The sequence below is a fragment of the Halomonas sp. LBP4 genome (assembly GCF_003202205.1).
Lineage (GTDB): Bacteria > Pseudomonadota > Gammaproteobacteria > Pseudomonadales > Halomonadaceae > Halomonas > Halomonas flagellata.
Genome location: NZ_PDOG01000001.1, coordinates 962,638 through 985,437, shown reverse-complemented (window position 1 = coordinate 985,437; position 22,800 = coordinate 962,638). Strand labels below are relative to the sequence as shown.

General features: G+C 65.7%; 21 protein-coding genes. 12 read left to right on the top strand and 9 right to left on the bottom strand.

Annotated features, from left to right (window positions below; all coding sequences use genetic code 11):
* Positions 1-16 precede the first annotated feature (16 nt).
* From pqqC to CR157_RS04555, 5 genes are all read left to right on the top strand, one after another.
* Positions 17-793, top strand: coding sequence for a pyrroloquinoline-quinone synthase PqqC (pqqC, locus tag CR157_RS04575; RefSeq protein ID WP_110282322.1), 777 nt, complete (start codon positions 17-19; stop codon positions 791-793).
* Positions 790-1,071, top strand: a complete 282-nt coding sequence (gene pqqD / locus CR157_RS04570) for a pyrroloquinoline quinone biosynthesis peptide chaperone PqqD (protein ID WP_110282321.1) — start codon at positions 790-792, stop codon at positions 1,069-1,071. The genes pqqC and pqqD overlap by 4 nt, the downstream gene beginning before the upstream one ends.
* Entirely contained in the window at positions 1,068-2,216 is a 1,149-nt protein-coding gene (pqqE, locus tag CR157_RS04565; protein WP_258364063.1) for a pyrroloquinoline quinone biosynthesis protein PqqE, read from the top strand. Before pqqD ends, pqqE begins: the two co-directional genes overlap by 4 nt.
* Before the next feature lie 148 nt (positions 2,217-2,364).
* On the top strand, positions 2,365-3,552 hold the full coding sequence (nosP, locus tag CR157_RS04560) for a nitric oxide-sensing protein NosP (protein ID WP_110282320.1): 1,188 nt from the start codon (positions 2,365-2,367) through the stop codon (positions 3,550-3,552).
* The gene (locus tag CR157_RS04555) at positions 3,527-6,112 is read left to right on the top strand and encodes a PAS domain-containing hybrid sensor histidine kinase/response regulator (protein WP_258364062.1); all 2,586 of its coding nucleotides are present in this window, start codon (positions 3,527-3,529) and stop codon (positions 6,110-6,112) included. The genes nosP and CR157_RS04555 overlap by 26 nt, the downstream gene beginning before the upstream one ends.
* Here CR157_RS04555 and CR157_RS04550 read toward each other — a convergent pair.
* Complete coding sequence (locus CR157_RS04550) at positions 6,084-6,767, bottom strand: response regulator (RefSeq protein WP_110282829.1); 684 nt, start codon at positions 6,765-6,767, stop codon at positions 6,084-6,086. The two genes, CR157_RS04555 and CR157_RS04550, sit on opposite strands and share 29 nt — an antisense overlap.
* Positions 6,768-7,169: 402 nt before the next feature.
* Here CR157_RS04550 and CR157_RS04545 point away from each other — a divergent pair, with 402 nt between their 5' ends.
* The 3 genes from CR157_RS04545 to CR157_RS04535 are packed head-to-tail and all read left to right on the top strand — an operon-like array spanning position 7,170 to position 9,617.
* Positions 7,170-8,195 carry an ABC transporter substrate-binding protein gene (locus CR157_RS04545; protein WP_110282318.1) on the top strand — a complete coding sequence of 342 codons (1,026 nt, stop codon included), beginning with the start codon at positions 7,170-7,172 and terminating at the stop codon, positions 8,193-8,195.
* Positions 8,192-8,953, top strand: coding sequence for an ABC transporter permease (locus CR157_RS04540; RefSeq protein WP_110282317.1), 762 nt, complete (start codon positions 8,192-8,194; stop codon positions 8,951-8,953). Before CR157_RS04545 ends, CR157_RS04540 begins: the two co-directional genes overlap by 4 nt.
* 19 nt (positions 8,954-8,972) lie before the next feature.
* Positions 8,973-9,617 carry an ABC transporter ATP-binding protein gene (locus CR157_RS04535; protein WP_219999873.1) on the top strand — a complete coding sequence of 215 codons (645 nt, stop codon included), beginning with the start codon at positions 8,973-8,975 and terminating at the stop codon, positions 9,615-9,617.
* A gap of 556 nt (positions 9,618-10,173) precedes the next feature.
* On the opposite strand, the gene CR157_RS04530 is transcribed toward CR157_RS04535, so the two are convergent.
* The 5 genes from CR157_RS04530 to CR157_RS04510 are packed head-to-tail and all read right to left on the bottom strand — an operon-like array spanning position 10,174 to position 14,852.
* Positions 10,174-11,049: a 4Fe-4S binding protein gene (locus CR157_RS04530; RefSeq protein WP_219999872.1), complete on the bottom strand. Its 876-nt coding sequence runs from the start codon at positions 11,047-11,049 to the stop codon at positions 10,174-10,176.
* 51 nt (positions 11,050-11,100) lie between these two features.
* Positions 11,101-11,889, bottom strand: coding sequence for an ABC transporter permease (locus tag CR157_RS04525; RefSeq protein WP_110282314.1), 789 nt, complete (start codon positions 11,887-11,889; stop codon positions 11,101-11,103).
* Positions 11,886-12,626: an ABC transporter ATP-binding protein gene (locus CR157_RS04520; protein ID WP_110282313.1), complete on the bottom strand. Its 741-nt coding sequence runs from the start codon at positions 12,624-12,626 to the stop codon at positions 11,886-11,888. Before CR157_RS04520 ends, CR157_RS04525 begins: the two co-directional genes overlap by 4 nt.
* A 35-nt stretch (positions 12,627-12,661) precedes the next feature.
* Positions 12,662-13,630 carry a YVTN family beta-propeller repeat protein gene (locus CR157_RS04515; RefSeq protein ID WP_110282312.1) on the bottom strand — a complete coding sequence of 323 codons (969 nt, stop codon included), beginning with the start codon at positions 13,628-13,630 and terminating at the stop codon, positions 12,662-12,664.
* 49 nt (positions 13,631-13,679) lie between these two features.
* Complete coding sequence (locus CR157_RS04510) at positions 13,680-14,852, bottom strand: ABC transporter substrate-binding protein (RefSeq protein ID WP_110282311.1); 1,173 nt, start codon at positions 14,850-14,852, stop codon at positions 13,680-13,682.
* A 300-nt stretch (positions 14,853-15,152) separates the two neighbouring features.
* Here CR157_RS04510 and pedF point away from each other — a divergent pair, with 300 nt between their 5' ends.
* The 4 genes from pedF to exaC all read left to right on the top strand — a co-directional run bounded on the left by pedF (position 15,153) and on the right by exaC (position 20,385).
* On the top strand, positions 15,153-15,575 hold the full coding sequence (pedF, locus tag CR157_RS04505) for a cytochrome c-550 PedF (RefSeq protein ID WP_110282310.1): 423 nt from the start codon (positions 15,153-15,155) through the stop codon (positions 15,573-15,575).
* A gap of 34 nt (positions 15,576-15,609) precedes the next feature.
* Positions 15,610-16,539 (top strand): substrate-binding periplasmic protein, encoded by a 930-nt coding sequence (locus CR157_RS04500; RefSeq protein ID WP_110282309.1) that lies wholly within the window; start codon positions 15,610-15,612, stop codon positions 16,537-16,539.
* Positions 16,540-16,899: 360 nt separating this feature from the next.
* The gene (locus CR157_RS04495) at positions 16,900-18,660 is read left to right on the top strand and encodes a PQQ-dependent methanol/ethanol family dehydrogenase (protein ID WP_110282308.1); all 1,761 of its coding nucleotides are present in this window, start codon (positions 16,900-16,902) and stop codon (positions 18,658-18,660) included.
* A gap of 204 nt (positions 18,661-18,864) precedes the next feature.
* Complete coding sequence (gene exaC, locus CR157_RS04490; protein WP_110282307.1) at positions 18,865-20,385, top strand: acetaldehyde dehydrogenase ExaC; 1,521 nt, start codon at positions 18,865-18,867, stop codon at positions 20,383-20,385.
* Between the two features lie 109 nt (positions 20,386-20,494).
* Here the strand turns inward: exaC and CR157_RS04485 are convergent, their stop codons facing one another.
* From CR157_RS04485 to CR157_RS04475, 3 genes are read right to left on the bottom strand one after another with little or no spacing between them, the layout of a single operon-like run.
* On the bottom strand, positions 20,495-21,706 hold the full coding sequence (locus tag CR157_RS04485; protein WP_110282306.1) for a MerC family mercury resistance protein: 1,212 nt from the start codon (positions 21,704-21,706) through the stop codon (positions 20,495-20,497).
* An 11-nt stretch (positions 21,707-21,717) separates the two neighbouring features.
* Positions 21,718-21,981 (bottom strand): anti-sigma factor family protein, encoded by a 264-nt coding sequence (locus CR157_RS04480; RefSeq protein WP_110282305.1) that lies wholly within the window; start codon positions 21,979-21,981, stop codon positions 21,718-21,720.
* Positions 21,978-22,604, bottom strand: a complete 627-nt coding sequence (locus tag CR157_RS04475; RefSeq protein ID WP_110282828.1) for a sigma-70 family RNA polymerase sigma factor — start codon at positions 22,602-22,604, stop codon at positions 21,978-21,980. Before CR157_RS04475 ends, CR157_RS04480 begins: the two co-directional genes overlap by 4 nt.
* Between the last annotated feature and the right edge of the window lie 196 nt (positions 22,605-22,800).

Below are 22,800 nucleotides of genomic sequence, written 5' to 3'. Positions count from 1 at the left end.
TTGCCGGGAGCCTGCCATGACTGCAACCCCCGCCACCTCACCCGCCGCCACCGCGCCGCTGTCGCCCGAGGCCTTCCGCGCCGCGCTGCTGGCCAAGGGCGACTATTACCATATCCACCACCCCTATCAGGTCGACATGGCCGAGGGCCGCGCCACGCCCGAGCAGATCCGCGGCTGGGTGGCCAACCGCTTCTACTACCAGGTGATGATTCCGCAGAAGGACGCCGCGCTGCTGGCCAACTGCCCGGATGCCGCGACGCGCCGGCGCTGGATCCAGCGGCTGCTCGACCATGATGGTCACGGCGACGACGCCGGCGGCATCGAGGCCTGGCTGGCGCTCGGCGAGGCGGTGGGCCTGTCGCGCGAGGAGCTGTGGGCCCAGGAGCATGTGCTGCCCGGCGTGCGCTTCGCGGTGGATGCCTACGTCAACTTCGTGCGTCGCGCCAGTTGGCAGGAGGGGGCGATCTCCTCGCTGACCGAGCTGTTCGCTCCCCTGGCCCACCAGAGCCGGCTCGATACCTGGCCGGGGCACTATCCGTGGATCGACGCGGCCGGCTACGCCTACTTCCGCAAGCGGCTCAAGGAGGCGCGTCGCGACGTCGAGCACGGCCTGGAGGTGGCGCTGGCGGTGTGCACGACGGTCGAGACCCAGCAACGGGCGCTGGAGATCCTGCAGTTCAAGCTCGATGTGCTGTGGTCGATGCTCGACGCCATGACGCTGGCCTACCAGCTCGACCGGGCGCCCTATCACAGCGTCACCGACCGGCGCGTCCATCATCGGGGGCTGTCATGAACGTCGCGACCGTCTATCGCCTGAAACCCGGCTGGCGCCTGCAGTGGGAGGAGGCCCAGGGGCGCCATGTGCTGCTCTATCCCGAGGGCATGGTGCAGCTCAACGACAGTGCCGGCGCCGTGCTCGGCCTGCTCGACGGCGAGCGTGACCTGGCCGCGGTGCTCGCGGCGCTGCGCCAACGCTACCCCGAGGCCGACGAGGGGCTGGAGCGCGACGTTCACGACTTCGTCGCCGACGCCCTGCACCAGGGCTGGATCCGCGAGACGGAGGCGACATGAGCGACCCCCGCATGACGCCTCGCGATCACTCGGTCGGCGCCCCCTTGTGGCTGCTCGCCGAACTCACCTATCGCTGCCCGCTGCAGTGCCCCTACTGCTCGAACCCGCTGGACTTCGCCGCGCACCGCGACGAACTCTCCACCGACGAGTGGATCGAGACGATGCGCCAGGCGCGTGCCATGGGCGCCGTACAGCTGGGTTTCTCCGGTGGCGAGCCCCTGGTGCGTGACGACCTCGAGGCGCTGGTCGCCGAGGCACGCCAGCTGGGTTTCTACACCAACCTGATCACCTCGGGGCTGGGCCTCGACGAGGCACGCATCGTCGCGCTGCGTGAGGCCGGCCTCGACCATATCCAGATCAGCCTGCAGGCCGGCGATGCCGAGGTCGCCGCGGCGGTGGCCGGCTCGCCCAAGGCGCATGCCAAGAAGCTGGCCATGGCGCGGGCGGTCAAGTCCGCCGGCTACCCGATGGTGCTCAACGTGGTGCTGCACCGCCACAACATCGATGACCTCGATGCCATCATTGCGCTGTGCGACGACCTCGGCGCCGATGCCGTGGAACTGGCCAACTGCCAGATGTACGGTTGGGCGCAGCTCAACCGCGCCGGCCTGCTGCCCAGCCGCGCCCAGATCGAGGCCGCGGAGGCCACCACCGCACGCTGGCGCGAGACACTCGCGGCCCGCGGCCGGGACATGCGCCTGCTGTTCGTGGTGCCCGACTATCATGAGGATCGCCCCAAGGCCTGCATGGGCGGCTGGGGAGCGATCTTCATGACCGTGGCCCCCGACGGCACGGTATTGCCCTGCCATAGCGCCCGCGACCTGCCGATGCGTTTCCCCCGTGTGCCTGAGCACTCGCTGGCGGCGATCTGGTACGAGAGTGCCGCCTTCAACCGCTTCCGCGGCGATGCCTGGATGCCGGCTCCCTGTCGCGACTGCGACGAACGCCACCAGGACCATGGCGGCTGCCGCTGCCAGGCCTACCTGCTGACCGGCGACCTCTCCGCCACCGACCCGGTCTGCGACCGGTCGCCGGATCACCACCTGATCGAGGCTGCCCGCGCGGAGGCCGACGGCGAGGCCCGAAGCCTCGGCGAGCTGGTGTCACGCAATGCCCGGGAGTCGCGGGTCTTCTGTCGTGGCTGAGGCGCTGGGGCCTTCCCCCGCAGTCTGGTGGCACGACTACTACCTTGGTAGTGGCACCGGGGGGCCTGGGACGGCACCCAAGTGGCATATCCAGTGAGTCGGGGGCTTTCTATACTTCGAGTCAGCCCTTCTACGCCGAGAGCCGCCCATGGACATCGACCTTCCGACACCGCCAGCCGGTATCGCCGCTCGACAGGATGCCGTACTGATCGCCCAGTCGCGGTCCCGGGACCCGGACATGGCCGCCCAGGACCTGGCGAGCCGCCTGTTGCACCCCTGGCTGGGGGGCGTGCTGTTCTTCTGCTCGGCGGAATACGACCTCGCGGCCCTGGGGCAGGCGCTGGAGCAGCATTTCGGTGGCGTGAGGCTGTGTGGCTGCACCACCGCGGGCGAGATCACCAATGAGGGCTATGGCCGAGGCGGTATCACCGCCATCGGTTTCGACCAGCGCGCCTTCGCGCTGGACTACGCGGTGATCGATGACCTCGACGAGGTCTCGCTGCTGGCCGCCCAGCAGTTGACCGACCGCCTGCTCGACCACTGCCGGCAGGCGGGCATCGCGCCGATCAAGGAGCATACCTTCGCCCTGACGCTGCTCGACGGCCTGTCGGCCAGCGAGGAGCGGGTGCTGGCGACCCTCAATGCGGCGCTCGGCGGCATTCCCCATTTCGGCGGTAGCGCCGGCGACGACAACCGCCTGGCCGGTACCCATGTCTACGGCAACGGCGGTTTCCGTACCGGCGCCGCGGTGGTGGTGATGCTCAATACAGCGCTCGACTTCGAGGTCTTCACCACCCACCACCTGCGGCCGCTGGCCGACAAGCTGGTGGTCACCGCGGCCGACCGCGAGAACCGCCGGGTCATCGAACTCAATGCCGAGCCCGCCGCCGAGGAGTACGCCCGGCTGGTGGGACGGCGGGTCGAGGAGCTCGACGAGGAGACCTTCGCCCGCCATCCGCTGGCGGTACGTCTGCACGACCAGACCTATGTGCGCTCGATCCAGCGGGTCAACGAGGATCTCAGCCTGAGTTTCTACTGTGCGGTGGAGAACGGCATCGTGCTGACCGCCATGCGCGCCGCACCGATCCTCGATGACCTGCGGGAGGTCCTCGACGGCATCGTCGCGCGACTGGGGCCACCACGGCTGGTGATCGGCTGCGACTGTTTCCTGCGTCGCCTGGAGATCGAATCGGACGGCGAGAGTGAGGCTGCCTCGTCACTGCTGCGTGCCTATCGCGTGGTGGGCTTCAACACCTATGGAGAGCAGTGCAATGGCATGCACCTCAACCAGACCTTCACCGGAGTCGTCATTGGCCAGTCACGTCGCGGCGGCTGACGGCAGCGAGCGCGAGCGCGAGCGGCAACTCGAGCGCGAGATCGCCAAGCTCAAGCGCATCAACGCCGCCCTGATCGAGCGTGTCGAGGCCAGCAACCTGCCGCGCAGTGGGCCGTATGCCGCCTTCGAGCACTCGGTGCTGCTCGCCGAGCAGGTGCGCGAGCGCACCCAGGCGCTCAACCAGACCACCCATGAGCTGCGCGCCAGCAATCGCCTGCTGGCGGAGGCTCGCGAGCGGGCGGAGACCGCCGGCCAGCACCTCATCGATGCCATCGAGAGCATCACCGACGCCTTCGTGCTGTTCGATGCCAATCAGCGCATCCAGCGGTTCAACAGCCGCTTCGCCGAATTCTGGCGACCGGCGGGTATTCGTATCCGCCAGGGCATGCGCCTGGACGACCTGCGCCGGCTGGCGCTGAGCTCGGGGCTGGTGATCAGCGAGCAGCTGGGGCGCCGCGACGGGCGCACCGTCTACCGCCTGCACGACAATCGCTGGGTCCAGGTGCATCAGCGGCCCACCCGCGGCGGTGGCCGCGTGATCCTGTACGTCGACATCACCGAGCTCAAGCGTCACGAGCATGCCCAGCGCGAGCATGCCCTGGCGCAGAAGACGCGGTTGCTGCAGGCCACCGTGGACAGCCTTTCCCAGGGGGTGGCGGTGGTCACCGCCAGCGGCATGCTGGAGATGTGCAACCAGCGCTTTCGCGACCTGACCGGACTCGAGTCACTCGAGGTGCCACATCCGCTCGCCGCGCTGTGTCATTCCAGCCAACTGGTCGACGCCATGGATGCCGAGGGCGTGACCGCGGCCTGCGAGCGTCGGCTCGAGGATGGCCGGGTGGTGGAGGTGCGCGGGCACGCCATGCCCGGCGGTGGTCAGGTGTTGACCTATACCGATGTCACCGAGCGTATCCGTCACGCCGAGACCCTGCGTGAACGCGAACACTGGATCCGCACCATCACCGACGAACTGCCGGCGATGATCGCCTACCTCGACCACGACCTGCGCTATGTGTTTACCAACCGCGTCTATGAAGAGTGGTACGGCTGGCCGCGCGACCTGCTGCTGGGCGGCGAGATGGAGGCCCTGCACAGTCAGGAGCATTGTGCCCGGCTGCGCCCCTATCTGACCCGGGCCCTGGCCGGGGAGAGCGTCTCCTTCGAGTTCCCGGAGCAGAGCGCCAGTGGCGAACACCGGGTGCTGCTGCGCGCCTATGTGCCGCACTACGACAGTGAGGGCGGGGTGATCGGACTGTTCGTGCTGATCCGCGATATCACCGAGCGCCGGCGTACCGCCGAGGCCCTGCATCAGGCCTACCAGAACCTGGAACAACGGGTGCGCGAGCGCACCGCCGAGCTGACCCAGGTCAACGGCCAGTTGCGCGAGGAGATCGCCGAGCGTGCCGCCGCGGAACAGCGCCTGCGCGAGGCCAAGGCCGAGGCCGAGGCGGCCAACCTGTCGAAGAGCAAGTTCCTGGCCGCGGTCAGTCACGACCTGCTGCAGCCGCTCAATGCCGCGCGGCTGTTTACCGGCGCCCTGTGCGAGCAGGACGTGGCGCCGGGCGGCCGTGAGCTGATCGACCAGATCGGCCGCTCGCTGAAGGATGTCGAGACCCTGCTCGGGACCCTGGTCGACATCTCCAAGCTCGATGCCGGGGTGGTGACCCCGGATGTCGATGCCTTTCCGGTGGCCGAACTGCTCGATGGCCTGGCCCGCGAGTACCGGCAGGTCGCGGCCAGCGAGGGACTGGGATTCGACTATGTGCCCAGCAGTGCGGTGGTGCGCAGTGATGCCCAGCTGCTGACCCGCGTGGTGCGCAACTTTCTCACCAATGCCGTTCGCTATACCGGCGAGGGGCGTATCCTGCTGGGCTGCCGGCGGCGTGCCGACGGCCTGGAGATCATGGTCGGCGACACCGGTATGGGCATCGCCACCGAGGAGCTGGGGGTGATCTTCCAGGAGTTCCGCCGTTCGCAGGCGGCCGGCAAGCGCCAGGACCGTGGCCTGGGGCTGGGCCTGGCGATCGCCGACAAGATCTCGCGCATGCTCGAGCATCCGCTTGCGGTGTCCTCGATCGCCGGGCGTGGTTCGCTGTTCAGTGTGCGCCTGCCCTACGGTGAACTGGCGCCACGCAGCCAGCTTTCCCAGGCGCCGGCGGCGGCGATGGGCGAGACCGTGCTGGAGGGGCGACGGATCTGGGTGGTCGACAATGATGCCGATATCTGCGAGGCCATGCGCGTGCTGTTGACGCGTTGGGGCTGCGAGGTCTGGGTGGCCGATGGCGAGGCGGCGCTGGCGGAGCAGGTGGCCCTGGCCACGGCCCCCGCCGATGTGCTGATCGTCGACTACCATCTCGACGATGGCGATACCGGGCTGGCGGTCGCCGAGCGTATCAATGCCCGGCGCCAGGTGCCGCTGCCGGTGATGACGATCACCGCCAACCACAGCGTGGATCTCAAGCAGCGTATGCGCGAGCTGGGCTATGCGCTGCTGCACAAGCCGGTCAAGCCGCTCAAGCTGCGCATGGCGCTCAGTCGCCTGGTCGCGGGCCGCGCTTGAGGTAGGCGCTGAAGTCGATATCGCTGGCCGAGAGGATCGCCTGGACCCGGTTGTGCACGCCGAGCTTGCGCAGGATCGCCGAGACATGGGCCTTGACCGTAGTCTCGGCGATATCGAGGTGGTAGGCGATCATCTTGTTGGATTCGCCGCGGGTCATGTGCTCGAGCACCTGCAGCTGCTTGCGGGTCAGGGCCTCGAGTTGCTGGGTGGTGATGGCGTGTTCGTCACGTGGCGAATTGCGCCGGGCGGTGCCGCTGGCGCGGATGATGTCCGAAGGCAGGTAGATGTTGCCATCGAGAATCTGGGCGATAGCGTGGGTCATCTGCTCCCGGGGCGACGACTTGGTGATGAAACCCACTGCGCCGTAGGTCACCGCCTGCAGGATCACCTGTTTCTCCTCCTCGGCGGAAATGATCACCACCGGGATGGTCGGCGCCTCGTTGCGCAACTGGAGCAGCCCCGATAGCCCGTGCATACCCGGCATGTTGAGATCGAGCAGGATCAGGTCGAGGTCCTCGTGCTGCTGCGTCAGCGCCAGGGTCGACTCGAGATCCTGGGTCTCGAGGATCTCGCTATCCTCGAAGCCATCGCGGATGACGCGACCGATGGCCTCGCGAAAGAGGGGATGATCGTCGGCGATCAGTAGTTTGTACATGGCAGGGCCCTGATGGTCGTCGTTGTTATCGGGGTCGTTATTATCAGGAGTATGGGCCAGGTTATCCATCGCGGCCTCTCCCGGGGGCGATCAGCGCCGGCGTGGGGCGGCGATAGCGGTCGATACGATAGCCATCTTCGGAAAACAGTGGGTCGGCTTGAGTGCGGCGCTGGCCGGCATCGGCGGCGAGGGATGTGGCGGGCCCGGCGAAGCATGAAGCGGACAGCAAAATCAGGGGGGCTGAGGATGATCCTGGCCACCATGGATGCACCTCAAGTCGTTGTTATGGTGCCATCCATTGAACGATATGAGTTGCGCATTTGGGAATGCCACCATTGTCTCAACAAAAGAGGCACCAAAGTACTATTCTGGCGTATAAACACCCTCCGTATCGTGCAAGACATGAGCCGATATTTCTGCAAGTCATGGCGCGACCTGCGCCGTTTTCTGCGCTGCCGATTGCTGGCGGTCCTAGTGGTGAGCCTGGGCGTCATCAACCTGTGGAGCGCCCCGGTGCTGGGGGAGGAACTCCCGGTGCTGAAGCTGAGTGTCCTGCAGTTCGGTACCGCCCACTGGGAACTGGATCATATCCAGCGCCTGGGGCTGGACAGGCAGGCAGGCTATGATCTGGAGGTGCGTCTGGTGCCCCATTTACCGGCCTCTCGGATTGCCGTTTCCAGTGGGGATGTCCAGGGCGCCGTTGCCGACCTGCTGTGGGTTCAGGCCCGCTATGATCAGGGCGAACCCTACCTGTACCTGCCCTTTTCATCGCAGATTGGCGATATCCTGGTGGCCGAGGACGCGCGCTTCGAGTCGATTGACGACCTGCGGGGCAAGCGGATCGGCGTGGCCGGTGGCCCGGACAGCAAGGGCTGGATCCTGTTGCGCAGGGTCGCGGCCGAGCAGGGCCTGGACCTGGAGCGGGAGGCCGAGGTGAGCTATGCGGCCCCGCCGCTGCTCAATGAAGCCATGCGGCGGGGCAGGGTCGACGTGCTGGTCACCTACTGGCATTTCGCCGCCAAGCTCAAGGCGGCGGGGGGCGTCCGCACGGCATTGCAGATGGCGGACCTGCTCGATGCCCTGTCGCTGGATCGGGACCTGCCGGTGTTGGGCTATGTGTTTCGCGAGTCGTGGGCACGCGAGCATCGCGACCTGCTGGATCGCTTCGCCGGCTCGCTGGTCGAGGCCAAGCGGCAACTGGCTGAGCAGGCGTCACGCTGGGAGGCCATCCGGCCGCTGATGCGAGTGGAGGGCGATGCCGACTTCGAGGCGCTGCGCCAGGGCTTCGTTGCCGGCACCCCGGCAGCGCTGGACGATCAGCGCATCAGCGATCTGCAGCGGTTGCTCGTGTTGACCGGTGCCGAGGCGGATGAGGTGCTGCCCGATCGGTTGTTCTACCGGGCTGATGCGTCGCGGAGAGCACCATGAAAACCGCGCCCTGGGCGTGCTGGATCGCCCTGCCGGCGGCGCTGCTTATCTGGGGGCTGGTGGCCGCGCTGCTGGATTCCGCCCTGCTGCCCAGCCCCCTGGCCGTGCTCCAGACCCTGTGGGGAGAAGTAAGGGCGGGTGAACTGCAGCATCATCTGGGGGTGACGCTACGCCGGGTCATGCTCAGCTTCGCGCTGGCCATGGCGCTGGGCACGCTGCTTGGCGTGTGGATGGGGCGCGCGCCGCTGGTCAATGCCCTGCTGGACCCGTTGCTGGTGTTGTTCCTCAATCTGCCCGCCCTGGTCACCATCATCCTGCTCTATGTCTGGGTGGGCCTGGTGGAAGCCGCGGCGGTGCTGGCGGTAGTGATCAACAAGGTGCCCAATGTGGCCGTGACCGTGCGCGAGGGGGCCCGCAGCCTGGACAACCGGCTGGAGCAGATGGCCGAGGTGTATCATTTCACCCGCTGGCAGCGCCTGGCCCATGTGTGGACCCCGCAGCTGTTTCCTTACCTGATGGCGGCGACCCGGGGCGGGCTGGCGCTGATCTGGAAGATTGTCCTGGTGGTGGAGTTGCTGGGCCGTTCCGACGGCATCGGCTTTCAGCTGCATATGGCGTTTCAGGTATTCGATGTGGCCAGCATTCTGGCCTATAGCCTGGCGTTCATTGCCGTGGTGCAGGTGATCGAGCTGGCCGTGCTGCAACCCCTGGAGCGTCGGGCATCGCGCTGGCGGACGGCCGGGGTGCGTCATGCTTGAACTCTGCATCGAGGCGCGCATGTCCCGCCAACCCGTGCTGGGCGATATCGCCACGCGCATTGCCGAGGGGGATCGCATCTGCCTGCTGGGACCCTCGGGGATCGGCAAGACCACCCTGCTCAATGTCATCGCCGGCTTGGAACAGCAATTCCCCGCCGCGGCGGTGAGGAGGAGGGCAGGTCTGCGGATCGGCTACCTGTTCCAGGAGCACCGCCTGCTGCCGTGGCGAACGTTGCGCCAGAACCTGAGGCTGGTGGGGGTACCCGCGCACGAGGTAGAGCCGTTGCTGGCCCAGGTGGGCCTGGCCGGGTGCGCGGAGCACTTGCCGGATCAGCTGTCGCTGGGCATGGCGCGCCGCGCGGCGCTGGCGCGCTGCCTGGCGATCCAGCCGGATTTGCTATTGCTCGATGAGCCCTTCGCGTCGCTCGATCCTCCCCGGGCGCAGGCGTTGCAGAACCTCGTAGGCACGCTGCTGGACGCGCGCCCGCACATGGCGATGATCTGCGTCACCCACGATGCCCGGGACGCTGGGCGACTCGCCAACCGGATCTGGTACCTCAATGGTCAGCCGGCCCGGTTGCAGTGGGATGAGCGGTTGGCGAGCGGCGGTGACGTGGCAGGCATTACCCGGAAGTTGCGCAGCCTGGAGAGCAAGGTGGTCTGACTTCCAGCGCCTCGCCCTCTGCAGGATCTGCCATGCCGGCGATGGGGCCGCCACCACCGGTCTTCGGGTCGAGGGACCCGAGGCCGGTGTCGTCCTGTCGGGTGCCGTCGTCTGCGGCGGTGCCGTTGCCGAACATGCACCGTGCCAGCATGGCGGCCCGGGCCGGAGTGCTAGTGAGGGGGAATCGGGACATGACCAGGAACTCCTCTCGGTGGGTTCATCCCCGGCGGCCAGCAGCCGTAACGGAGGGAACGGAGACTGGCGGATGGGTGGATGGACGGACAGGCATTGCGGTTCTCCTCGGGTGATGTACCTGGCGTGATCGCACTGCCGTTGTCGGGAAGTCGCGTCACGCACGGAGCCATGGGAGAAGCCTAGCCGGTCCGGGCCTGGCGCCGATATATGCCGATGGTCGCGATTGACCGGTACTTAGGGCGCATGCCGCTGGTAGGATCTCTCTCGGGCACGGGCACGGGCACGGGCACGGGCTTGGCGCTACGAGCCTGCGCACACGCCATGGTCGGGCCGGTGGCGTGAGCCAGGCGGCGACGGCATTTCACGACACACCAACATTCACCGCCTGGATCCGGGCGCGACGCTGCCGTTTCTGCTGGATCAGGCTGTCCACGCACCGGGTGTCGTCCCGCAGGATCACCACACACTCCAGGCACTGGATGCACTCGTTGTAATCGATCCGGCCATCGGTGCGGATGGCGTTGATCTCACACTGGTTCTTGCAAGTCTGACAGGGCTGGCCGCAGAGCTTGACCCGTTCCAGCCAGCTGAACAGACGGAACTTGCCCAGCACCGCCAACCCTGCCCCCAGCGGGCATAGGTAACGGCAGAAGAACTTGTGCACGAACATGCCCGCCACCAGCAGCCCCACGGCGTAGACCACGAATGGCCAGTAGCGCCAGAAGTAGAGGGTCAGACTGGTCTTGAAGGGCTCCACTTCCGACAACTGTTCGGCCAGGGTAAGGGAGTGGAAGGAGGTGCCGACCAGGCCGACGAGGATCAGGTACTTGAGGTGGATCAGTCGCCGGTGCCAGGCTTCGGGCACCTTGCGCTGGCGGACCCGCAGTGTCTTGCCCAGCCAGGATGCCATCTCCTGCATTGCCCCGAACGGGCACAGCCAGCCGCAGAAGAGCCCGCGGCCCCAGATGAACAGGGTAATGAAGGTGAAGGTCCAGAGGATGAAGATCACCGGGTCCAACAGGAAGGTGCCAATCTCGAAGCCGTCGTAGAGGGACAGCAGCAAGGTGAAGATATTCACGACGGAGAGCTGGCCCTGGGCGTAGAAACCGATGAAGAACAAAGTGAAGAACAAGAATCCCCAGCGAAACCGGTGCAGCAGTTTCGGGTAGCGGCTGTAATGGTGCTGGCGGGCGAAGAACACCGTCAACACCACCAGACTGGCCACCAGGATGGTCACCTGCGGCCAGCGCTCCTGCCACAGGCTCACCCAGGCCGGCAGGGACGTCGGTCAGAGGCCCTGCCCGCGCTGCAGGTTGAAGGTCGTCACCGCGACCAGCCCGAACAGGCCGGTCAATCCCAGGCACCACAGCAGGGGGGCCATCGCCAGTTGCTCGTAGAGGGCAAAGCGCACCAGCTCGACCCCATGGGTGAAGGGGTTGTAGGCACTCAGCCGGTACAGCCAAGGCCCGGCTTCCTGCATCTTCCACAAGGGGTAGAGTGCCGAGGAGAGGAAGAACAGCGGGAAGATCACGAAGTTCATCACCCCGGCGAAGTTCTCCAACTGGCGGATGGCATTGGCCAGCACCAATCCCAGCGTGCTGAGCATCAGCGCCACCAGCAGCAGCGCCGGCATGGCCGTGGCCAGGCCCCAGGCCGGCGGCCGGATGCCGTACCACCAGGCGATGGCGAGAAAGGCGTAGACCTGTACCAGCGACACCAGCGAGATCGCCAGCACCTTGGAGAGCAGCAGGAAGGGGCGTGACAGCGGGCTCATCAGCAGCACCTTCATGCTGCCCATCTCGCGGTCGTAGACCATCGACAGCGACCCCTGCATGCCGTTGAACAGCAGGATCATGCAGCACAGCCCGGGAGTGATATAGACCTCGTAGGGGATGTAGGTGTCGTAGGGTGCCATGATCGAGATGCCCAGCACGGCGCGAAATCCGGCGGCGAACACCACCAGCCACAAGAGTGGGCGGACCAGGGCGCTGAAGAAGCGCGTGCGCTGCTGGACGAAGCGACGCCATTCGCGACCGCTCACGCCCAGGAAGCAGTGCAGGTAGGCGATGGCGCTCATGGTGGGTCCTCCGTCACGACAGGGCGGGTGGTGAGGCGGCTGAAGGCATCCTGCAGCGAATGGGTGCCGGTATGGGTACACAGGGCCTGGGCGCGGCTGTCGGCGATCACCCGGCCGCTGCACAGCACCACTACCGGGTCTTCCGGGGCGATCTCGTCGAGCAGGTGGGTCGTCCACAGGACCGTCATGCCGCGCTCCCGGCATAGAGCGCGGACATGGTCGTTGAGGGCCTGGCGACTGGCGGTGTCCAGGCCAACACTGGCCTCGTCGAGGATCAGCAGGGTAGGGTCGTGGAGCAGGGCACGGGCGATCTCCAGGCGCCGGCGATGGCCGCCATTGAGCCGGCGCACCTTGTCGTCGGCACGTGCCTCGAGGTGCTGGCGGGCGAGCTCGCGGTCGCTGCGTTCCTGCGCCACGCGCCGGCCCAGGCCGTGCAGCGCGGCATGGTAGAGCAGGTTCTGGCGCACGCTGAGATCCAGGTCCAGGGTCGGCTGCTGGAAAACCACGCCCAGCTGTCGGCGCGCTTCACACGCACGCCGCGACAGTGAACGACCGGCGACGCGGATCTCGCCACTCCGGCAGCGCAGCAGGCCGGTGATCAGGGCGATGAGGGTGCTCTTGCCGGCGCCGTTGGGGCCGAGCAGGGCGTGAAAGCCGCCCTGCTCCAGAGAGAAACCCACCCGATCGAGCGCTTGGTGAGCCCCATAGCGATGGCTGATGTCGTCAACCTCGAGCATGGGGTGAGCCCGCTTCGTGCGATCGGCGGCGGTGGTCATGGCGCAACGACCACGCCCCAGGGGTAGCGGCCAACCTCGATGGACTTGGTGACCTTGAGGCTGTCGACATCGATCACCGAGACATCCCCGCTGACGCCATTGGTAGTCAACAGCTGGCTCTCGTCCTCGGTCAGCTCCAGCTGCCATACGCGCCGGCCGACCAGCAGGTAATCGAGGACCTCGTAGCTCTGGGCGTCGACGACCGCCACATGGTTGGCCGGCCCGAGCGCCACGAAGGCATAGCGGCCGTCCGAGGTCAGCTCGATGCCCACCGGCTGTACCTTGTCCTGGTTGACGCCGCGGATCTTGAAGTCCAGCGTCTGGATCTCCTCCAGCTCGTCCACGTCGATGATGTGAACGGTGCCGCCGATTTCCGCAGAGGCCCAGGCAATCTTGCCGTCCTGGCTGAATTCGACGTGGCGGGGGCGCTGGCCGACCACCATGTTCTTCTTGATCTCGAAACTTTCGGTATCGATCCAGTGCAGCATGCTGGAGGTTTCACTGGTATTGACCGCCCACTTGCCGTCCGGGCTGACCGCCATGCCTTCCGGTTCGACGCCGACGTCGATCTGCGCCAATACTTCCTTGGTCGCGACATCCACCACGGTCACGATGGCGTCGTCCTCGTTGGCAATGAACAGCCAGCGATCGTTGGGATGCAGGGCGAACTGCTCGGGGTCTTCACCCGACGGAAGGGTATCGACGATCTGGCGGGTTTCCAGGTCCATGATCTGCACGGTGTCGTCGTCGCTGGCGCAGATATAGAGCTTGGTATGATCCTTGGACAGCAGGATGCCTCGGGGGCGCTGGCCGACCGGGATCGTCTCGACCACTTCCAGGGAGTCGATATCGATCACCGAGATGCTGTTGTCCTTCTCGTTGGAGACATAGGCCAGGCTGGCGAGGGCCGGAGCCGAGAGTCCGAACAGGGCGACCAGGGCAGTCGCACGGAGAATATTCTTCATGTGAGTTTTCCTTGGGTTGTTCATGCCGTAATGGGAGGTCACTGGCTGCCTATGAGTTGATGCGGCAGTCGCTCTCCGCTTCGTCGTAGCCGAGGGAGTCCAGGTCGGTGACCGGGTGCAGGAAGCCTTCGAACGGCGCGGTGGCAACCAGCCCCTGGGGGTGGACCAGCGGGATCGGCTGGCGGAGCTGGCCGTTCCACGGGCGATAACTGAGCTTGCGGCCCTTGAAGGCGGCCAGTTGGAAGTCGTCGGAGAACAGGAAGTCGCGGATCGGGCCGGCATCCGCGGCATCGAGCTGCGTCACGGCGGTCCCCACGGAGCGCACGCCGGCCCAGGCGGCATAGTCGTTACCGTTCATGTGACGGCCGGCCAGCTCGCGGAAGCGGTTCTGCAGCTGGGCGGCCCCCCAGCTCTCGATGACCCGGTGCCAGGCCACCGGCGACATGCCCTGCGTGCCCACCACCGGACGCGGCAGCCAGGTATTGAACGGCACGTACTCGCCGAAGTCGCCCCGCACATCAGCCACCACCACGGCATCGTAGTCGTCCGCCTGGGTGAACAGGGGCAGCTCCTGCGATGCCGTACGCCGCAGATCGGCGTCGAAGGTCCAGGGCTTGTCGGTCACGATCTCCACGCCGAAACGCCGCGTCGAGCGGCGGAAGGCCTCGGCCCAGGCCGTGTCGCTGTCGGTCGGGCCGGTGATCAGGAAGACCTGCTTCCAGCGCCGCAGGTTGAGCCATTGTGCCAGGCCATCCGTGAGCATCGCGTAGCTCGGCTGGGTGTGTACGACGTGCGGGTGGCACGTTGAAATGCGCAACGCATCGTCCTTGGCGCCGGCATTGAAGAGCAGCGCTTCACCCGCCGTCTTTTCCGCCATGCTGCCCAGCGTGTCGGCCGGAACGCGCAGCACGAACAGGGTGATTCCCTCATCCAGCATCTGCTCGAGGGCTTCCTGTGCCTGGTCCTCGGAATCCACCACCCGCGACGTCAGGGCGTAGTGATGCTCCAGGAATCGGCCGGTGGTGTTGTTGTCCTCGATGGCCAGCTCGGCACCCCGCAGACCCGCGTCTTCCGGTTCCGGGGTGACGTTGGACAGCACCGGGCCCTGGTCCGGCACCCACTGGATATAGCCGATGGGAATATCCAGTCCGAATGCTGCCAGCGGCGCCGACAGCCACAACGCGAGTAGCATGGCCAGGGGAACTTTCAGGGGAGTGCACATGGGGAGCCTCGCTATTTGTCGTTATGCTTCGAGCTTAGGGAAGGCGGGAGAAAGCGGAAATATTCAGAAAGTAGCAATACGCCTGTACTAAGGAACTATTTCCTGCGTTCGAGGACCGCCAGCAGGAATAGCGCTGCCATCAACGATGAGGTGAAGGGGGCTACTACCAAGGAACAGGGTTGAAGGCCCGAAAGTGGTATTCAGAGGGCGGGGAAGGGTTTCTAGACTGGGAACAGATCGCCGACCCCCACTATCGACAGCGGTGGATCGGCCCACAGCTATCCAACAGAGGTATTCGGTATGGCAGTTCCTTCTCCACTCAAAGCATGTGTTGCCGCTGGCCTGTTCGGGTGGGCGGCGCTGGTGATGGGCCATGGTAATGTGACCCCACAGGAGGTCGATACCGGCAGTCTCCCCGAGTTGAGTTCCGAGCCATTGATGGAAAACCCGTTCCGGGCCGGCAACGAGCATGGCGACTACAACGAGGAGGCGATCAAGATCGGTGAAAGCGGGTACTCCGGAAACTGCGCCGCTTGTCATGGTATTCAGGCCCAGTCGGGTGGGCTGACGCCGGACTTGCGCGAACTCGAAGAGTGGGATGACGAATACTTCATCGGTCGTGTGCTGAACGGCACCGACCGGGGAATGCCCTCCTTCAAGAGCAACCTGGACCAGAATGCCATCTGGGCGATCAAGACGTATGTCGAGTCCGTCAAGGAGTGAATTGGCAGTCACTGAAAACGAGGGGGGAGGTGTCATGTTGCTGACTCGGTGGTTCACTGTCTTGGCGCTGGTGCTGAGCGTATCGGCACAGGCCGGCGAGTCGGTCCTCGATCGGGCACCCGAGCGGCCCTATGACATCGTCATCGAGTCGGGGTACTTGAACGTCGGGGTCTATCGGGACTTCCCCCCCTACTCCTATGAAAAGGAGGGAGAAGCGGTCGGTGTCGACATCGACATCGGCAAGCGGATAGCGGAAGAGTTGGAGGTGGAGTTCCGGGTGCACTGGATCACCCCCGACGAAACCCTGGAAGACGACCTGCGCAACAATATCTGGAAAGGGCATTACCTGGCCAAGCGGCGTATCGCCGATGTCATGCTGCGCGTGCCGTATGACAAGCAATACGCCTATATGCGCGATTCCACCGGCGAGGTGATCAATGATCAGGTCGTGATGTTCGGCCCCTACCAGCAGGAGCGGTGGCAGATCGCCTATGATCCCGGCGATATCGACTCCGTGGGGACGCTGGCCGTATTCCAGTATCACCCCATCGGCGTCGAGATCGACACCCTGCCGGCCACCTACCTGACGTCAGCCTTCGGCGGCCGGTTGCGCGACAATACGCACCACTTCAGCAGCGTCCGCCAGGCCTTCCGGGCCATGGCCGACGGTGACGTGAGCGCGGTCATGGGCATGCGTGCCGAGATCGACCACGAGTTGGGAGCCCATGCCGGCCAGGGGTTTGCGGCGGCAGAGAATGGCTTCCCGGGGATGGGCAAGCAGGCCTGGGATGTCGGCATGGCGGTCAAGCACACGCACCGGCAGCTGGGGTATGCGATCGAAGCGATCGTGGATCGCATGGTGCGTGAGGGCGAGATGGCAGACATCTTCGAGCGTCATGGACTGCGCTACGGCATGCCCGCGTTCTACGAGGAGATCCTGGGTGTCGGCGATGAGGAACCATAGCGATGAGACCCTGAAAGCGGCGCTGCTCCTGATTCCCGAATAAGTGCCTGAATACAGGTTTTCAAATGTTGGGGGTTTATCAACCATTTGAAAAGAGTGAGTTTCTCACACATGGAATACGCGAAAACTTTTCATTAGGCACTTAGCGGCGGCAACTCCTCGATCTGCTGGCGATCAATAACCGCAGGTTACTCCTGCGGTTTTTTTATGCCCTTGAGGGTCTTACTACCAAGTGATGAGGGATGTTGTGCGAGAGTTCGATTGTTGCATGAGGGCTTGCCGCCAAGAATTACCCAAGAGGCGGGAAGAGTTCCCGGTTCGTTGCGGAAACGTGAAAACAAGAGAAGTGGGAGCGCAACAATGAGATCGAGTCCAATCAGTAAGCAGTTTGTCGTCAGCGCCCTGGCGCTGGCCGTTTCCTCCGGTGCCTATGCGGTCACCGATGAGGACATCCTGAACGATCACACCACGGCCGATGACGTGGTGAGCTACGGCATGGGGCTGCAGGGCCAGCGCTACAGTGCCATCGATACTCTGAACACCGACAACGTCAAGTCCCTGCAGCCGGTCTGGGCGTTCTCCTTCGGCGGCGAGAAGATGCGGGGCCAGGAATCCCAGCCCCTGGTCAAGGATGGGGTGATGTACATGACCGCCTCCTATTCGCGCGCCTATGCCATCGATGCCAGGACCGGCGAGGAGATCTGGCAATACGATGCCCGTCTGCCGGATGGCATCATGCCGTGCTGTGACGTGGTCAACCGTGGTGGCGCCTTGTATGGCGATCTGTTCTTCTTCGCCACCCTCGATGCCAAGCTGGTCGCCCTGAACAAGGATACGGGCAAGGTGGTATGGATCAAGAAAGTGGCGGATTACCAGGAAGGGTACTCCATCACCGCTGCCCCGATCATCGTCAAGGGCAAGCTGATCACCGGTGTCTCCGGTGGCGAGTTCGGCATCGTCGGCAAGATCGAGGCGTATGATCCGAACACCGGTGACAAGCTCTGGACCCGCCCCACCGTTGAAGGGCACATGGGCTATGTCTACCAGGATGGCGAAGCCGTCGAGAACGGCATCTCCGGCGGTGAGGCCGGCAAGACCTGGCCGGGCGATATGTGGAAGACCGGTGGTGCGGCAACCTGGCTGGGGGGCACCTACGACCCCGACACCGACACGCTCTTCTTCGGTACCGGTAACCCGGCGCCCTGGAACTCGCACCTGCGCCCGGGGGACAACCTGTTCTCGTCTTCGCGGCTGGCCATCGATCCGGACGACGGCAGCATCAAGTGGCACTTCCAGACCACGCCCAACGACGGCTGGGACTATGACGGCGTCAACGAGCTGATTTCCTTCGACTATGAAGAGAATGGCGGGATCGTCAAGGCGGCCGCCACCGCCGATCGCAACGGCTTCTTCTACGTCCTCGACCGCACCGACGGCAGTTACCTCCGTGGTTTCCCGTTCGTCGACGAGATCACCTGGGCCGAGGGACTCGATGAGAATGGGCGGCCGATCTATGCCGAGGGCGGCCGGCCTGGCAACCCGGCTGATACGGAAGGCGACAAGGGCGAGCCCGTGCTGGCCCAGCCGGCCTTCCTCGGTGGCAAGAACTGGATGCCCATGGCCTATAGCCAGGATACCGGCCTGTTCTATGTGCCCTCCAACGAGTGGGCCATGGATATCTGGAACGAGCCGGTCTCCTACAAGAAGGGCGCGGCCTATCTCGGCGCCGGTTTCACCATCAAGCCGGTCAACGATGACTACATCGGCGTCCTCCGCGCCATCGATCCCAGGACCGGCGAGGAAGTCTGGCGCTATGAAAACACGGCTCCGCTGTGGGGCGGTGTGATGACCACGGCGGGCAACCTGGTGTTTACCGGCACGCCCGAGGGCTACCTGAAGGCATTCGATGCGCAGACCGGTGAGGAGCTGTATCGCTTCAACACCGGCTCCGGCGTCGTCGGCACGCCTATCACCTGGACCATGGACGGGGAGCAGTACATCTCCGTGGCATCGGGCTGGGGTGGTGCGGTGCCGCTATGGGGTGGCGAGGTGGCCAGGGTCGTCAAGGACTTCAACCAGGGCGGCATGTTGTGGACCTTCAAGCTGCCCAGCGAGCAGTAAGGTAACCCAAGGGGGCCCGGTGACTCGGCAAGCCATCGGGCACTTCCTGAAGACTACGACCAAAGGCCCTGTCGTTACCCCCCATTGCAGCATGGGCCGCCAACCAGATTTCGCTAGGCTCTTACACAGGTTCGGTCAACGACTACGACGCATCGCCGACCGCCGAATCACCAGAGATCTCCCAACAGAGCAGGAGTGCACATCATGATCTACGCCAACCCCGGTAGTGCAGGATCGGTCGTTTCCTTCGAGAAACGCTACGGCAACTATATCGGCGGCGAGTTCGTCGCCCCGGTGAAGGGCCAGTATTTCGACAACATCAGTCCGGTCAACGGCGGGGTGATCTGCGAGATCCCGCGCTCCACCGCCGAGGATATCGAGCTGGCGCTGGACGCCGCACACGCCGCCGCTCCCGCCTGGGGCAAGACCTCCGCCACCGAGCGCTCCAACCTCCTGCTGAAGATCGCCGATCGCATCGAGGCCAACCTCGAGGCGCTCGCCGTGGCCGAGACCTGGGACAACGGCAAGGCGGTGCGCGAGACGCTCAACGCCGACATCCCGCTGGCGGTCGATCACTTCCGCTACTTCGCCGGCTGCATTCGCGCCCAGGAGGGCACGGCCGCCGATATCGACGCCAACACCGTGGCCTACCACTTCCACGAGCCGCTGGGGGTGGTGGGGCAGATCATTCCCTGGAACTTCCCGCTGCTGATGGCCGTCTGGAAGCTGGCCCCGGCGCTGGCCGCCGGCAACTGTGTGGTGCTCAAACCCGCCGAACAGACCCCGGCGTCGATCCTCAAGCTGATGGAACTGGTCGGCGACCTGCTGCCGCCCGGGGTGGTCAATGTCGTCAACGGCTATGGCGCCGAGGCGGGCCAGGCCCTGGCCACCAGCCAGCGTATCGCCAAGATCGCCTTCACCGGCTCCACCCCGGTGGGCGCGCACATCCTCAAGTGCGCCGCCGAGAACATCATCCCCTCCACCGTGGAACTGGGCGGCAAGTCGCCGAACATCTACTTCGCCGACATCATGAACGCCGAGCCGGAGTTCATCGACAAGGCGGTGGAAGGCCTGGTGCTGGCCTTCTTCAACCAGGGTGAGGTGTGCACCTGCCCGTCGCGGGCGCTGATCCAGGAGAGCATGTACGACGTCTTCATGGCCAAGGTCATGGAGCGCACCCTGGCGATCAAGCGCGGCAACCCGCTGGATACCGACGTCCAGGTCGGCGCCCAGGCCTCCCAGGAACAGTTCGACAAGATCATGTCCTACATGGACATCGCCCGCGAGGAGGGTGCGGAATTCCTGGCCGGCGGCGACAAGGAGAGCTTCGACCCGGCCTTCGAGAAGGGCTTCTACATCCAGCCGACCCTGCTCAAGGGCCACAACCAGATGCGCGTCTTCCAGGAGGAGATCTTCGGTCCGGTGGTCGCCGTGACCACCTTCAAGGACGAGGCCGAGGCGCTGGCCATCGCCAACGACACCGAGTTCGGCCTCGGCGCCGGGGTGTGGAGCCGCGACATGAACGTTGCCTTTCGCATGGGGCGTGGCATCCAGGCCGGCCGCGTCTGGACCAACTGCTACCACCAGTATCCGGCGCACGCCGCCTTCGGTGGCTACAAGAAGTCCGGTGTCGGCCGCGAGACCCACAAGGTGGCCCTCGAGCACTACCAGCAGACCAAGAACCTGCTGGTCAGCTACGACATCAATCCGCTGGGCTTCTTCTGAGGCCGTGGCCATGACGCCGTGAAGGCTCTCTCGTAAGGCAAGCGTGGGTTGTAAGCGGTGAGAAGCTTGGGCGCGACGCGAGTCGCGCCCCTTTTTTGATTTGAGCCTGCTAGCCCAGCCCCAGCACCCTGGCCTCCTGGCGTCGCCGCTGGCGCAGGTCCCACAGGGCGGCGGCGGCCAGCAGTACGAAGCCGGCCAGTTCGACCGAGGCGCGATAGTCGACGAACAGCGCGTAGAGGATGGTGGCGCTGCCCGCCGTCGCCAGCAGCGTCGGACCGAAGGCGTGATGGCGCCGGATGCCGGCGGCCAGCGTCGCCAGGGTCAGCAGCACGAAGGCGGCGATGGCGAGGGCCCAGGCTCCCTCGTCGAGGGCCAGGCCGATGCCCAGCAACGGCAGCAGGCCGACCAGCGCCAGGGTGCCATAGCAGCTCACCAGCGCCAGGCACAGGGCCGCGATGCCGAGCAGCCCGCGGCGGCGCAGCAGCAGCAACCAGCGCCTGGGGTCGAGCCGCCGCCACCACTGCCGCAGGCGCGAAGGTGCCGAGTCCCCGCGGCGCATGCCGACTTCGATGGCGTGCGCACCGAAGCTCGCCGCGACCTCCCGGGTCTGGGCGCTGGGGCTCAGGGCGAAGTAGTCGTGGCTGCCCACCACCTCGATCTCCTCGAAGCCGGCCTCCGCGAACAGCGCCAGCAGCTCCTCCCTGACGGTGGCCCCCACCACGCACTCGACCCACAGGCGTGGATCCTCGTGACAGTCCACCGAGACCGGACGATGGATCACCACGTCGGCGAGCTGCAGGCGCCCACCGGGCTTGAGCACCCGAAACATCTCGGCCACGGCGCGACGCTTGTCCGGCACCAGGTTGAGGGCGCCGTTGCTGGTGATGCTGTCGACGCTGGCATCGGCCAGCGGTAGCCATTCCGCCGAGCCCTGGACCACGTGAAGGTTGTCGGTATCCTCGGCCGTGCGCTTGAGCTTGCGGGTCATGGCCGCGGTGAGATCCAGGGCGATGATCCGGCCATCGCGCCCGGCGAGCCGGCCGGCGATCAGCGAATCGTTGCCGGCGCCGGCACCGAGGTCGAGCACCCGGTCGCCGGGGCGAATGGCTCCGGCCCGGAAGGGGTAGCCGACGCCGGCGAAGGAAGCCAGTAGTGGCGGCGGAAGACCGGCCAGCTGCTCCTCGGGGTAGCCCAGCGCCCGGCAGGCCGAGCCACCGACCGGGAAGTGGAAGGGAGAGTCCGGCGTGTCGGCCACTGCACTGTACATGCCCTGGACGGCATCGCTGATCTGCCGGGGTGAGTACCCGAGTATGGCTACCATGAGGGCTCTCCTCACGGGTCAGGGACATCCGCCTGGTCGTCGAACCGGTCGAGCAGATCGCGGATACGGTGGCGCAGGCGCGGCGGGGCCTTCACCGTGCCGGCGGCTTCCACCCTGGCCCGGAGTCGTTTCTCGAATTCGGCGCGTGTGAAGCAGTCGCGGCACCGACTCAGGTGTCGCTCGATATCGGCCGCCTGCAGGTGATCCAGCTCCCGGTCGAGATAGTCGAAGAGCCGCTCGATGACCTCCTCGCAGCTCGGCTCTCTGGTGCTCATGATCGCTGCCCTCCCTGTCCCGGGTGGCAGGAGGTCACGCCGGCTTCCCTGGCCTGCTCCCAGAGCGCCTTCTGCAGCAGGGAGCGTGCCCGGCTCAGCCGCGAACGGACCGTGCCCAGCGGAATCCCGAGCAGGCGCGACACCTCCTCATACGTATAGCCCTGCACCTCGACCAGCACAATCGCCACCCGGAAGGGGGCGGGGAGGGCATCCAGGGCGCGTTGCAGGTCTTCCTGCAGCAGGCTGTTGAAGAACTGCTCCTCCAGGCTGCCCCACCAGAGCAGGAAGGGCTGATGCAGTTGTTGGAAGAGGGTGAAGTCGCCGGCGTCGAGGTCGTCCGGGGACGGCGGCTCGGTGCCGCTCGGGGGCCGGGGGCGGCTCTGCCGCCGACGCCACTCGCTGATGAAGGTGTTGGTGAGGATATGGAATAGCCAGGCGTCGAAGCGCGACGGGTCGCGCAGCTCGTCGAGGCGCCGCCAGGCCTTGCCCACCGCATCGGCGACGATGTCCTCGGCGTCATCCGGGTCGCGGGTCAGGCGCAGGGCCGTGCCGTAGAGCCGGTCGAGGAGCGGCTCCAGGCGAGCTTCGAACCACTGCCGCGGATCGGCATGGCGATCGCTCATGGTCGGCCTCGTCTCCTCCGCGGCCTGGGTGGGGCACCATGGCAGCGAGGGCAGGGTGACTGGATGGGCGAGGGGCATAAGGGGCTCCTTCGAGCATGGGCCGCCCGGCTGGCGTAGGCAAGCGGTACGGCAGGGACGCGGCAAGCGGCGCGATGGTTCCCAGCGGATGCCACCGGTGGGGATGGGAACAATTGCA

What these genes read in the sequence shown, in the direction of transcription:
- CR157_RS04485 (WP_110282306.1), bottom strand. Translation starts at nt 21,706, where the DNA reads ATGGTAGCCATACTCGGGTACTCACCCCGGCAGATCAGCGATGCCGTC.
- pqqD (WP_110282321.1), top strand. Translation starts at nt 790, where the DNA reads ATGAACGTCGCGACCGTCTATCGCCTGAAACCCGGCTGGCGCCTGCAG.
- CR157_RS04495 (WP_110282308.1), top strand. Translation starts at nt 16,900, where the DNA reads ATGAGATCGAGTCCAATCAGTAAGCAGTTTGTCGTCAGCGCCCTGGCG.
- pqqE (WP_258364063.1), top strand. Translation starts at nt 1,068, where the DNA reads ATGAGCGACCCCCGCATGACGCCTCGCGATCACTCGGTCGGCGCCCCC.
- CR157_RS04515 (WP_110282312.1), bottom strand. Translation starts at nt 13,630, where the DNA reads ATGAAGAATATTCTCCGTGCGACTGCCCTGGTCGCCCTGTTCGGACTC.
- CR157_RS04510 (WP_110282311.1), bottom strand. Translation starts at nt 14,852, where the DNA reads ATGTGCACTCCCCTGAAAGTTCCCCTGGCCATGCTACTCGCGTTGTGG.
- exaC (WP_110282307.1), top strand. Translation starts at nt 18,865, where the DNA reads ATGATCTACGCCAACCCCGGTAGTGCAGGATCGGTCGTTTCCTTCGAG.
- CR157_RS04525 (WP_110282314.1), bottom strand. Translation starts at nt 11,889, where the DNA reads ATGAGCGCCATCGCCTACCTGCACTGCTTCCTGGGCGTGAGCGGTCGC.
- CR157_RS04545 (WP_110282318.1), top strand. Translation starts at nt 7,170, where the DNA reads ATGAGCCGATATTTCTGCAAGTCATGGCGCGACCTGCGCCGTTTTCTG.
- CR157_RS04500 (WP_110282309.1), top strand. Translation starts at nt 15,610, where the DNA reads ATGTTGCTGACTCGGTGGTTCACTGTCTTGGCGCTGGTGCTGAGCGTA.
- CR157_RS04475 (WP_110282828.1), bottom strand. Translation starts at nt 22,604, where the DNA reads ATGAGCGATCGCCATGCCGATCCGCGGCAGTGGTTCGAAGCTCGCCTG.
- CR157_RS04550 (WP_110282829.1), bottom strand. Translation starts at nt 6,767, where the DNA reads ATGTACAAACTACTGATCGCCGACGATCATCCCCTCTTTCGCGAGGCC.
- pqqC (WP_110282322.1), top strand. Translation starts at nt 17, where the DNA reads ATGACTGCAACCCCCGCCACCTCACCCGCCGCCACCGCGCCGCTGTCG.
- CR157_RS04535 (WP_219999873.1), top strand. Translation starts at nt 8,973, where the DNA reads ATGTCCCGCCAACCCGTGCTGGGCGATATCGCCACGCGCATTGCCGAG.
- CR157_RS04480 (WP_110282305.1), bottom strand. Translation starts at nt 21,981, where the DNA reads ATGAGCACCAGAGAGCCGAGCTGCGAGGAGGTCATCGAGCGGCTCTTC.
- pedF (WP_110282310.1), top strand. Translation starts at nt 15,153, where the DNA reads ATGGCAGTTCCTTCTCCACTCAAAGCATGTGTTGCCGCTGGCCTGTTC.
- nosP (WP_110282320.1), top strand. Translation starts at nt 2,365, where the DNA reads ATGGACATCGACCTTCCGACACCGCCAGCCGGTATCGCCGCTCGACAG.
- CR157_RS04540 (WP_110282317.1), top strand. Translation starts at nt 8,192, where the DNA reads ATGAAAACCGCGCCCTGGGCGTGCTGGATCGCCCTGCCGGCGGCGCTG.
- CR157_RS04520 (WP_110282313.1), bottom strand. Translation starts at nt 12,626, where the DNA reads ATGCTCGAGGTTGACGACATCAGCCATCGCTATGGGGCTCACCAAGCG.